This window comes from Cytobacillus sp. Bva_UNVM-123, from assembly GCF_046351715.2.
In the GTDB taxonomy this organism is placed as follows: domain Bacteria; phylum Bacillota; class Bacilli; order Bacillales; family Cytobacillaceae; genus Cytobacillus.
In genome coordinates this window covers 2,335,334-2,346,614 of the sequence record NZ_CM177772.1, presented here as the reverse complement: position 1 = coordinate 2,346,614, position 11,281 = coordinate 2,335,334, and the positions used below count along the sequence as shown (strand labels likewise).

Here is an 11,281-nt window from a genome sequence, read left to right as displayed (position 1 = left end):
TTACTTTGCTTTTCTTACTTATGAAGCTTTCTTCCCAGACATTGCAGACAAATGATCCTTGCGTATCACTAACTGTGGTGCTGATGCTAAAATGAGAACTAGAATGATAGAGCAAACAATGAAAGCTCCGAGCATTGTCGTTCCGTTTATTGCGAATGAATAAAAAATTGGGCTTGTCACTTCAGGTGCAAAGTATTTAATAAAAATGACACCTGAAAGAAAATGCCAAAAATATCGAGCAACACTACCTATAAATATGGCGGCAACGACAAAAGCTAATGCTTTTTTCTTGTTTTTTGAACGTAATTCTTTTTGAATTGGGTTATATAATAAACCAGCAAAACCTATGAAAGTAAAGGCAAATAAATAATCAAAAACCGCTTGTACTGGATGGACAATCCATGCATCAAACACAATTTGAAGAAGGCCCCATAGCAGTCCTGCAACTAAGCTTGCTCGAAAACCCCAGCGAAAAGCAAGAATAAAAATCGGAATCATCGCGAAGGAAATCGACATATTTGGGATTGGCTTAAAGGAAGGCAATAAATCCAAAATAAGTGCAAATGCCGCAAAAAAAGAAACCTCGATTAATGCAAGTAAACTTAATTTTTTCAAAATAAAATCTCCCCTTTGATTTGATACGCGACCTCAAGGGGAGAATAGAAAGATAAAAGAGCAAATAAAAATAGATGCTCAATCTATTCAAGCCACATTCCTACGCTAGAATTAACTAACAGGTTCGAAGGGTCAGAACAATAAAATGTTCACTCTCAGCGAATTCGCTCCCCTTGTGGTTACGTTTATCATATTGTCACTGTAAGTATAGCCTACTTACCAATATTTGTGAAGGGTTTAAATGATAATATTCATTATTATTAGAAGTTGCGCCATTATTTTCATCATTTTACAAAAACCATAACCTATTCTAACCCCTTTATTTTATTTATAATGAAACTATACGATAAGGAGGGATATTGTTGAAATTTCCATTTAAAAAAGCTTCCACGTATATAGTCTTAATTGTTGCTCTCTTCATTATCATTACAGCCTCATTTTGGGCTTTTCATTCTATAAATAATTCAGTTAAAATCCCCTTTTCATCAGTTGAAAGCTTAATTGCTGCACAAAATGGTGAATTAGTTAGCATAAATGAACATAAGGATGGAGAACTTTCGATTATTACAAGTGAAGGTAAATTTGTTTCTCACATTCCTCCAAATAGTCAAATCATTGATAAATTAGTAGAAAACTATAATGTTCAGTACACATTCTCATCAAGCAGTCCATATACCTCTATTATACTTGTTGGATTAATTACTATATTAGCCATCATTGGGTTCTATATATTTAAATCCAATAAGGGTGGAATTGGCGCAACAAATACAATGAAGCAAACACTTTCTAAACCAAGTCCACTTCCAAAAATTTCACTTGCCGATGTTGGTGGCATTCAAGGTGAAATGAAAGAAGAAATCATGCAAACACTATCGATCCTGAAAAGTCCTGAACGAGCCCTAAAAATAGGTGTGAAGCCGCCGAAAGGAATTCTATTGTATGGACCTCCTGGAACAGGAAAGACATTACTTGCTCAAGCAATCGCAAAAGAATTAGGTGCAACATTTTTCTCTACAAGTGGAGCTGCGTTTAATGAAATGTTCATTGGAGTTGGTGCCTTAAGAGTGAGAACGTTATTTCAAAATGCAAGAAAGCATAAACCTGCTGTTGTTTTTATTGATGAAGTCGATGCACTAGCTGGTAAACGGAAGCAGCATGGTGGCGAGGAAAGTGAAAAAACATTAACAGAGCTGCTTGTTCAATTAGATGGCGTCCACTCCAATGATGGAGTTCTTTTCATTGCTGCAACAAATCGAAAAGATATGCTTGACGAAGCCTTCCTTCGTCCAGGAAGAATTGATTTTTCATTTAATATTCCCCTACCAGATACGAATGGTAGGAAAGAAATAATCGCGATTCATACGAAAAAACGTTTGTTAGCTAATAACATATTATCGTCGCTCGACCATTTAGCTGAGAGCACTTCTGGTTTTTCAGGTGCAGACCTTCACTCTCTATTTGAAACTGCAAGCAGACGAGCAGTTCGAAACGGGCAAGAAATGATTACGAAGGAAGATTTAGACTTTGCGCTCGATCGGACAATTTTAGGAAGCTCGACTCGTGCTCTTCAAGAACTCAACACTAAAAAGCGGGTAGCCATTCATGAGGCAGGTCATGCGCTTGTTGCAGCCATTACAAAACCAGGTTCCGTTCGAAAAGCTACGATCATTCCTCGTGGACAAGCACTTGGCTATGTCGCGCCAATTCCGAAAGAAATGCATCTATCAACAACTACTGATATGTTGGATCAAGTAGCAATGATCCTTGCTGGTGGTATAGCAGAAAGAATCATTCTTGGTGAACATAGCATCGGAGTTAGTGGCGATGTTCACCAAGCAAAACAAATAATTGAACAAATGGTAGATACAGGCTTGTTAGAAGATGGGTTCACCTTAACATTTAATAAAGTTGAAAAAGAAGTGAAAATGCAGGAATTATTTCAAAAAGCCTTGCAAAAATCAGAAAATCTCATTACAAACTATCGAACTCAGCATGAACTCATCGTTCAAGCATTATTAAAGAAGGAAACTGTAGAAGGTACGGAAATTCAGCAGATTGTCGACACTATTCCTTCACTTAACAACAATGAATATTGCATGGCGTAAGCATAAATGGCTTACGCCTTTTTCCATGAAACGACATCTTCTAAAGTTTTCAACGTCATTTCACCAAGTTTTGACGGCAAAAAAAGAAATTGTCTGAATTTGCGCTTTCCCAAGAAATAATTCTTACGTGTAATTTTTCTCTAGGACAGTGTATTTTCTAATTGTTTCACGGTTTGGTTCATACCCAATACCCGGTTTATCTGAAACAGCAATATACCCTTTTTCAACCATTACTTCTGGTTCAATAATATCTTCATCCCAATATCGAGATGAGCCTGCTGTGTCACCTGGCAAAACAAAATTTGAGAGTGTTGTTAATGCAATATTATGGGCTCTTCCAATTCCTGCTTCAAGCATCCCGCCACACCATACTGGTATTTGCCGCTGTTCACAAAGATCATGAATTTTCTTCGCTTCTGTTAATCCACCGACACGCCCAATTTTTATATTCATAATCTTACCGCTTCCAAGCTCGATTGCCTTTCGTGTATCCTCATAGGAATGAATGCTCTCATCTAAACAAATAGGTGTTGAAATTGCCTTTTGAAGTATGGCATGATCAATAAAGTCGTCAGCTGCTAATGGCTGCTCAATCATCATTAATTGATACTCATCTAATTGCTTTAAAAGTTCGATATCATTTAATGTATATGCCGAATTCGCATCTGCCATAAGAGGAACATTCGGAAAATGTTTGCGAATTTCTCTAATCACTTCAACATCCCAGCCCGGTTTAATTTTGACTTTCATCCGCTTGTACCCTTCTGCAAGATACCCATCTATTACATTTAAAAGCTCATGGACGGATTTTTGTATGCCAATACTAATACCGACTTCGATCTTTGTTTTATTCCCCCCTAGTGCATTTGCGAGTGAAATTCCTTTTTCTTGTGAATATAAATCCCAATATGCTCCTTCGATCGTTGACTTTGCCATATTGTTTTTTCTAATAAATGAGAGTTTCTCAGACACTTGATCAGGATGTTCTATTTCATTATTCAGTAATACAGGAATGATAAAATCTTCAAGCATATGCCAATTTGTTTTCATTGTTTCCTCAGTATACCATGGAGTCGTAAAAGCAACCGATTCTCCCCATCCGATATGACCATTTTCATCTTTCGCTTCTAGTAAAATAAATTCTTTATTTTGGAACGAACCAAAACTAGTAGAAAATGGTGACTTCATTCTCATCATTAACTGGCGCAGCGTAATTTCTTTAATTTTCACCTTTTTCACCTCGTCGGATAGGTTTAGTCACCTTCCATAATATAAAATATTCGTATCAATTTTCTACGAAGAACATAAACTATTTTTAAGACCGTCCACTTTTCACATCGCTTCGTTGCGGGACTAACCAGATCGGAATGTGGGCGGTCAATGAAAATGCGATACATTAAAGAACAAGATTGTTTTCATTTCTATATTATGAAATGTTTATACAAAAGCGGAGCCGCCCAATTTAGAACGGCACCGCTTTTTATTTTTTATGCATCTTAAACTCAAGGAAAAGATCATTATAATAAGAAACCATTCTTTTTCCTAAGTCTTGATAAACTTCAAGCTTATCAGTTACTTCCTTGTCAGGATAGAAGCGTTTATCACTAATTGTTTCCTCATCCAAAAATTCTAAAGCACCTTTGTTTGGAGTTGAATACCCTACATAATCCGTATTCTGAGCAGCGTTTTCTGGATCAAGCATAAAATTGATAAATTGATGAGCTGCCTCAATGTTTTTGGATGTTTTTGGAATAACCATATTATCAAACCAAAGATTAGAGCCTTCCTCTGGTATGACATATTCAACATCTTCATTCTCCCACAAAATTTCTTGGAATGTACCCGACCAAACTAGACCAATTGCTGCTTCTTCGTTTGCCAACAACATTCGATTTTCATCACCTACGATAGCTTTTACATTAGGAGTTAATAAATCAAGCTTTTCTTTCGCTTCCAAAAGATGGTTCTTGTCTGTATCATTTAATGAATACCCTAAACTATTTAGAGCCATCCCCATCACTTCACGAGCACTATCAATAAGTAAAATTTGATTTTTAAATTCAGGGTTCCATAAATCACTCCAGCTCGTAATTTCATGATCTCCAATTAATTTCGGATTATACAAAATTCCAACTGTTCCCCAAAAATAAGGAATCGAATATTTATTATCATGATCAAATGGAAGATCTAAAAATCGAGAATCGAGATATTTAAAGTTTGGAATTTTATTATGGTCAATCGGCAACAATAAATTTTCTTGCTTCATTTTTTCAATAGTGTATTCAGAAGGAACAGCAATATCGTATGATGTTCCACCTTGAGCTATTTTTGTCAGCATCGCTTCATTTGAATCGAATGTTTCATAAATGACTTTTACACCGGTTTCATCTTCAAATTTTTTAATAAGATCAGGGTCAATATAATCACCCCAGTTAAAAATCGTCAACGTATTGCCGCCAGTATATCCTTGCGAAGAATTTAATCTAAAGGTTATAAACAGCAAAACGAATGAAATGATTAAAACTGCCATTAAAGCGCGAGTAAGTTGTTTCATTTCCTTACCCCCAATCCATTCGACCGATTATTTCGCATTGTAATAAAATAATAACCAACAACTAAAATCATCGTGAACACAAATAGCAGTGTAGATAGGGCATTGATGTTTAATGATACCCCTCTTCTAGCAAGTGAATAAATTTCTACTGATAAAGTAGAAAATCCATTACCGGTTACAAAAAATGTAACCGCAAAATCATCTAAAGAATAAGTTAACGCCATAAAAAACCCTGCGAAAATTCCAGGTGTTATATATGGCAATATAACCTTTGTTAATACATCAAACCGCGATGCTCCTAAATCAAGTGCGGCATATATCATTGTTGGACTCATTTCTTCCACTTTCGGGAGAACCATAATAACGACTATCGGTACACTAAAAGCGATGTGAGCAAGCAGGACTGAAACAAATCCAAGCTTTATTCCAATCATTGTGAATAAAATTAAGAACGATGCACCGATAATTACATCAGGGCTCACGATTAACACATTATTGAATGATAATAAGGCATTTTTCACCTTGATTCTTCTAGCATAATATATGGCAAGAGCACCAGCTACTCCAATAATGGTTGAAATTACTGCTGACAATAAGGCAATGATCACTGTATTTAATACAATAATCAATAGTCTTGTATCATCAAATAATTCACGATACCAATCGAGTGTAAACCCTTCAAAATGATACATTGTGCCCCCGCTATTAAATGAGTAAAACATTAAATAAAAGATCGGGGCATATAGAATCAAAAATATTATCACTAAGTAAACAGTTGATAATTTAGATGATTTTTTCATAATATCCCCCGCTTTCTTTTACCAGTAAGAACCATCACAAGTACCATCGCAATTATGAGGAATACTGCAATTGTAGACCCCATTCCCCAATCTTGTGTGACAAGGAAATGCTGTTCAATTGCTGTCCCAAGTGTAATGACACGGTTCCCTGCAATTAATCTTGTCAGCATAAATAATGACAACGCTGGGATAAACACAACTTGACACCCCGACTTAACACCATCAAGTGTCAAAGGAAAAATAACACGTTTAAAAGTCGTCCATTTTGAGGCGCCAAGATCATTAGACGCATCAATTAGCGACGGATTTAATTCATTTAACGCATTAAAAATCGGCAGAATCATAAATGGCAAGAATATATAGACAGATACAAAAATAAAGCTAAAATCTGTGAATAATATTTGTTTATTGCCAATCCCTAAAATTTCCAGAAAACCATTTGCCGCTCCATATGTGCCAAATATGCCAATAAATGCATATGCTTTCAAAAGTAAATTAATCCATGAAGGCAGGATGATTAATAGTAACCATAATTGCTTATGCTTCGTTTTTGTCAATAAATAAGCAGTCGGATATGAAATTATAAACGTAAAGAGAGTAATTAAAAAAGCATACCAAAAAGAACTAAATGTCATTTTCAAATATACGGGTGTAAAGAATTTCTGATAATTCTCTAATGAAAAATGACCTTCAATATCAAAAAATGAATAATACAGTACAAGAAGAATAGGTGTTACAACGAAAAGGGCGATCCAAATAATATAAGGAATTAAGTATAAGTTGCGTGAATTAGTTCTCATAGCTTCCCTCTTCATAAGCTTCTAACCGTGCATCGAATTCCTCTTCTGTTTCACCATGTCTCATAACGTGAATCGCTTCAGGATCAAAATAAAGTCCAATCTCCTCACCAACAATTGCCTTTTTCGTTGAATGCACTAGCCACTCGTTGCCATCTTGATCATAGCAACAGATTTCATAATGAACCCCGCGGAAAAGCTGTGTATCTACATGAACACGAAGTTTTCCTTGCTCAGGCTTTGTAATCTCTAAATCCTCTGGGCGTATCACAATTTCAACCTCTTCATTTGAATTCAAGCCTCCGTCCACACATTCGAAGGTCTTTCCCGCAAATTGAACGAGGAAATCTTCAATCATAACACCAGGAATAATATTTGATTCACCAATGAAATCGGCAACAAATCGGTTAATCGGTTCATCATATATATCAGTTGGAGTACCACTCTGTTCAATCTTGCCATTGTTTAATACGAAGATTTCATCTGACATGGCGAGTGCTTCCTCTTGATCATGTGTGACAAAGATAAAGGTAATTCCTAATCTTCTCTGAAGTTCACGAAGTTCATACTGCATTTCATATCGCAATTTCAAATCAAGTGCTGATAATGGTTCATCAAGGAGAATTACCTCTGGCTCATTAACTATTGCCCGTGCAATCGCTACGCGTTGACGCTGTCCCCCAGACATTTCTTTAATCTCACGGTTTTCATACCCTGCGAGATTGACAAATCGCAATGCTTCTTGGACTTTATGGGCAATTTCGCTATTTTTTAATTTTTTAATTCTTAATCCAAATGCAACGTTTTCAAATACATTTAAATGAGGAAACAATGCATAATCTTGAAACACAGTATTTACTTGACGTTTATTAGCTGGCACTTCATTCACGATTTTCCCATTTATTAATACTTTCCCTTCAGTAGGTTCAGTAAAGCCAGCAATGAGCCGCAGGACGGTCGTTTTCCCACAGCCTGATGGACCAAGCAATGTATAAAACTTACCCTTTTCGATTTCAAAGCTCACATCTTTTAATACTGGCGGGTCATTATCATATTGTTTTGTTACATTCTCAAAACGAATAATAGTTTTTTCTGTCATTTCAATCTCCTTTTATCACCGATTTATACATTTGCTTATTACGAAAAAAATCGAAATTTAGAATTAAATATTCAAACGTTATAATATCACATTCCTACACATTCAGGCAGATACTTTTTAAATATTTTATCTTCATTTGCCAATTTCATAATGCTATATTGCAAAAATCAAAAATCCTGTATTTTTTATAGATCTTTAATTATGAATTATTCTCAATATAGATTAAAATAGAAGATAGTTAGTGTTTTGAGAAGGATCTTTTTTTACGTAATCATGTATTGGGGGAATATGAAATTAATGGAAACCATTCGTTCTTTTTTTAGTAATCACAGTATTAAGAGAGTTGTAATTTTTGGAATACTCGTATTTGTTTTGTATATGATGCGAAGTATGATAAATCTTATTCTCCTAACATTTATTTTTTCTTTTTTATTAGATCGCTTAGTAAATCTCGTTACAACTAAATTAAAAATCAATCGAAATATAACAGTGCTAATTTCCTATTTAGCCATTATTAGCCTTTTATCCATCGGGATTATTAAATATTTACCAATTATCATTACAGAAATCGCCCAACTAGTTTCCCAACTGCAGCATTTTTACACTCAAAAACATGATAATCCAATTTTAAATTATTTGCTTAGTATGATTGAGACAAATCAGATTTCCAATTATTTAGAACAAGGCTTTACATTCCTATTGAAATACTTTAGCGGCGTGAGTAAAGTAAGTATTCAAATTATGCTTTCCCTTATTTTGAGTTTATTCTTCCTGCTAGAAAAACCGAAGCTAATTGATTTTACTTCAAAGTTTAAACAAAGCAAAATTGCCCCATTTTATAATGAAATTGAGTTTTTTGCGAAGAAGTTTGTGACTACGTTCGGTAAAGTCATTGAGGCTCAATTTATTATCGCACTTGTCAATTGTGGATTAACAACACTAGCTTTATGGATCATGGGCTTTCCACAGCTTATGGGATTATCGATATTGATTTTCTTCCTCGGATTAATTCCAGTTGCAGGTGTAATTATTTCACTCATTCCACTTTGTACGATAGCCTACACATTAGGTGGAATCATGCAGGTCGTTTATATCCTTATCGTCATAGCGGTTGTTCATGCCGTAGAAGCGTATATATTAAATCCTAAATTAATGTCATCAAAAACAGACTTACCTGTTTTTTACACGTTTATTATCTTGATTTTTTCCGAACAATTTTTTGGAATTTGGGGTTTGATTGTTGGGATTCCAGTCTTTGTCTTTATGCTAGATGTTTTAGAGGTTAGAGATAAAAAAATAACAACGTAAAAAAGCAGGATTCCTCCTGCTTTTTTTGTTCATAATTTTCTTATGGCTTAGGATTAATTGTCCATGAAAGGCCAAACATCATAAAAGTGAATACAAGGATAAAAAGAGATAATACGATGCCCCAAAAAGCATATAATCGTGATCGTTTCTGTGTAACTATACCAAATAATCCAAGGATTAAACCTATCAATGGCAGCTTTATGAGAAAAAAGTCAGGGAACTCATCAGATTCTAACAGTAACGATACATTCAGTCCTGCTAAAGCAATTAAAGTAATAAGGAAGGATAAAAAACCAGTAATTGTTGGCACTCTTTTCTGTTTAGTTTTATTCTTATTCGTCATTTTCAATTCCATAGTTTCACTTCCCCTATTTTCATTCCGCGGATTTCCTTATTTTCTTGTAGCTTTCTTAATTCTGTTGTCGGTCCTGTAACAACTGCACCATATATATTTATTCCGTTTTCCTTTATATAAGGAATGCGTTCTGCTAATGCAAGAGATTTTGCTCGAGCAATTTTCGTAGCTGGTTCTTCATTTTTTGCAAGAAATTCTAAGATATCCATAAATACTTCCTGATTCGTTTGTTCTCTTCCATTAAAAGGTGACCAGGTTGTTTGATCAATTTGCATTGGGTAGCCAATCGGGGCAATTGGATAGCCAACTTTATCAACGCCTTTTAATTCAAGCCCAGTATCAACAGCAACCCAACGAACCTCAACTTGATTCCCCAATAATTTTTCTAATTTTTCCGGAGGAATGATACTTCTGAATGAAAGATAAACCTCACCTACAGTGCCATCAGGTAACCCTTCTAAAACACTCCAATCATTTTGAAATCCTTTAGCAGCCTTAGGATGGATTAAAAAGTCAGTCTCCATACTAGCTATTTTGGAAAGCGGTCGGTCTGTCAGCATATTTCTTTTCGGGAATCCCGGCTTATCGAAAGCAAAATATATTTGATAGTTTCCCGCCTTATAATCTTCTCTCCCAATTCTTTTATACACATCAAAATGAATGTTCATTGAAAAGAAATTAATATCCTCTTCCAGTTCCATTTCTTCTAGGCTAATGTTCGGCTCAGTAACATAAATTGTTTTTGTTGCAACATCAATCAAATTATTTGCTTTTCCGCCAATGGCATAATATAAATATGAACTTAATGTCATCACCGGAACGATAAGTAAAAGGACAGCTAGACTTACCATTATGTTTGTTTTGATAGCAAAATTCCTGCCTTTTTTTACAATTTGTTTTTGTTCTTCTTCAGAAATCACTGACTTTTCTTCATAGTCTTGAATGGATTCTTGTATAAAAGACTTATAGATTTCTTCATCCGTTTGCATCCCATTATTTTCTTTCTTCATCTTGTTTCCTCCTTTCCTTTACCCTTTCAATCACTTTTCTCCGCCCTCTACTTAAATGGCTCTTCAGTGTATTTAAGTTAAGTTCGAGAATCTCAGCTACTTCCTTTAGTGTCAGCTGGTGCAAATCACTTAATATAAGTGCATGCCTCTCCATTTCCTTTAAGGAGTGAATATCATTCATCAGTGTAAAGAAGCTTTCTTTTTCAAGCAATTGATTCTCAGGTGTTTTTTCATTAAATCGAAGGTCTTGATCTTTTTCCTGAATATCATCACTCAACGTTATTCGTTTATTCTTTCTAGTAAAATCAATGAAAGCATGATAAGCGACCTTAAAAAGCCACGCTTTAATATTACTGATTTCATATTCCTCCAATTGAATATACGCACGATAAAAAGCCTCTTGAACAAGATCCTCAGCTGTATAGTGATCCTTTGAAAGGGAAAATAAATATCGGTATAAATCATTCACATATAATTGGTATACCTCATCTAAATCCAATCATTTTCCCCCTTCCAATCTATCCACGTTTTAACAAAGCAAAAAGTTGCAAAGTTTATATCTTTTCTTTTTTGTATTCTTTTCGAACTTATCGCTAATACTATCACCTTCTTTTACACTATGTGGTATTTTTGGTTTA

At 34.9% G+C, this 11,281-nt stretch carries 11 protein-coding genes and 1 riboswitch; of the genes, 2 read left to right on the top strand and 9 right to left on the bottom strand.

The genetic code is table 11. The annotated features are described in order from the left end of the window. Positions 1-18: 18 nt before the first annotated feature. Positions 19-615 (bottom strand): energy-coupled thiamine transporter ThiT, encoded by a 597-nt coding sequence (gene thiT, locus KDN24_RS11665; RefSeq protein WP_409972616.1) that lies wholly within the window; start codon positions 613-615, stop codon positions 19-21. A gap of 80 nt (positions 616-695) precedes the next feature. Beyond that, positions 696-799: riboswitch (TPP riboswitch) on the bottom strand. A 178-nt stretch (positions 800-977) separates the two neighbouring features. On the opposite strand from thiT, the gene KDN24_RS11660 reads away from it, so the two are divergent. After that, positions 978-2,720: an AAA family ATPase gene (locus KDN24_RS11660; RefSeq protein WP_409972615.1), complete on the top strand. Its 1,743-nt coding sequence runs from the start codon at positions 978-980 to the stop codon at positions 2,718-2,720. 123 nt (positions 2,721-2,843) lie between these two features. Here KDN24_RS11660 and menC read toward each other — a convergent pair whose 3' ends face one another. From menC to KDN24_RS11635, 5 genes are all read right to left on the bottom strand, one after another. After that, entirely contained in the window at positions 2,844-3,950 is a 1,107-nt protein-coding gene (gene menC, locus KDN24_RS11655; protein WP_409972614.1) for an o-succinylbenzoate synthase, read from the bottom strand. A 250-nt stretch (positions 3,951-4,200) separates the two neighbouring features. Beyond that, positions 4,201-5,274 carry an ABC transporter substrate-binding protein gene (locus tag KDN24_RS11650; protein WP_409972613.1) on the bottom strand — a complete coding sequence of 358 codons (1,074 nt, stop codon included), beginning with the start codon at positions 5,272-5,274 and terminating at the stop codon, positions 4,201-4,203. Further along, entirely contained in the window at positions 5,271-6,074 is an 804-nt protein-coding gene (locus KDN24_RS11645; protein WP_409972612.1) for an ABC transporter permease, read from the bottom strand. Before KDN24_RS11645 ends, KDN24_RS11650 begins: the two co-directional genes overlap by 4 nt. After that, positions 6,071-6,874: an ABC transporter permease gene (locus tag KDN24_RS11640; RefSeq protein WP_491348425.1), complete on the bottom strand. Its 804-nt coding sequence runs from the start codon at positions 6,872-6,874 to the stop codon at positions 6,071-6,073. The genes KDN24_RS11645 and KDN24_RS11640 overlap by 4 nt, the downstream gene beginning before the upstream one ends. Next, on the bottom strand, positions 6,864-7,970 hold the full coding sequence (locus tag KDN24_RS11635; RefSeq protein ID WP_409972611.1) for an ABC transporter ATP-binding protein: 1,107 nt from the start codon (positions 7,968-7,970) through the stop codon (positions 6,864-6,866). The genes KDN24_RS11640 and KDN24_RS11635 overlap by 11 nt, the downstream gene beginning before the upstream one ends. A 297-nt stretch (positions 7,971-8,267) precedes the next feature. On the opposite strand from KDN24_RS11635, the gene KDN24_RS11630 reads away from it, so the two are divergent. Further along, on the top strand, positions 8,268-9,278 hold the full coding sequence (locus KDN24_RS11630) for an AI-2E family transporter (RefSeq protein WP_491348424.1): 1,011 nt from the start codon (positions 8,268-8,270) through the stop codon (positions 9,276-9,278). A gap of 40 nt (positions 9,279-9,318) precedes the next feature. On the opposite strand, the gene KDN24_RS11625 is transcribed toward KDN24_RS11630, so the two are convergent. Genes KDN24_RS11625 through KDN24_RS11615 form a run of 3 tightly spaced genes read right to left on the bottom strand, consistent with a single transcriptional unit; the run spans position 9,319 to position 11,142 of the window. Continuing rightward, positions 9,319-9,633 carry a hypothetical protein gene (locus tag KDN24_RS11625; RefSeq protein ID WP_409972609.1) on the bottom strand — a complete coding sequence of 105 codons (315 nt, stop codon included), beginning with the start codon at positions 9,631-9,633 and terminating at the stop codon, positions 9,319-9,321. Continuing rightward, complete coding sequence (locus KDN24_RS11620; protein WP_409972608.1) at positions 9,624-10,643, bottom strand: anti-sigma factor; 1,020 nt, start codon at positions 10,641-10,643, stop codon at positions 9,624-9,626. The genes KDN24_RS11625 and KDN24_RS11620 overlap by 10 nt, the downstream gene beginning before the upstream one ends. Next, positions 10,627-11,142, bottom strand: a complete 516-nt coding sequence (locus KDN24_RS11615; protein WP_409972607.1) for a sigma-70 family RNA polymerase sigma factor — start codon at positions 11,140-11,142, stop codon at positions 10,627-10,629. Before KDN24_RS11615 ends, KDN24_RS11620 begins: the two co-directional genes overlap by 17 nt. Positions 11,143-11,281 lie beyond the last annotated feature (139 nt).

Bases quoted from the DNA above. Each gene is read 5' to 3' on its own strand.
- KDN24_RS11650 (WP_409972613.1), bottom strand. From the start codon at position 5,274: ATGAAACAACTTACTCGCGCTTTAATGGCAGTTTTAATCATTTCATTC.
- KDN24_RS11645 (WP_409972612.1), bottom strand. From the start codon at position 6,074: ATGAAAAAATCATCTAAATTATCAACTGTTTACTTAGTGATAATATTT.
- KDN24_RS11640 (WP_491348425.1), bottom strand. From the start codon at position 6,874: ATGAGAACTAATTCACGCAACTTATACTTAATTCCTTATATTATTTGG.
- KDN24_RS11635 (WP_409972611.1), bottom strand. From the start codon at position 7,970: ATGACAGAAAAAACTATTATTCGTTTTGAGAATGTAACAAAACAATAT.
- KDN24_RS11630 (WP_491348424.1), top strand. From the start codon at position 8,268: ATGGAAACCATTCGTTCTTTTTTTAGTAATCACAGTATTAAGAGAGTT.
- KDN24_RS11625 (WP_409972609.1), bottom strand. From the start codon at position 9,633: ATGGAATTGAAAATGACGAATAAGAATAAAACTAAACAGAAAAGAGTG.
- KDN24_RS11620 (WP_409972608.1), bottom strand. From the start codon at position 10,643: ATGAAGAAAGAAAATAATGGGATGCAAACGGATGAAGAAATCTATAAG.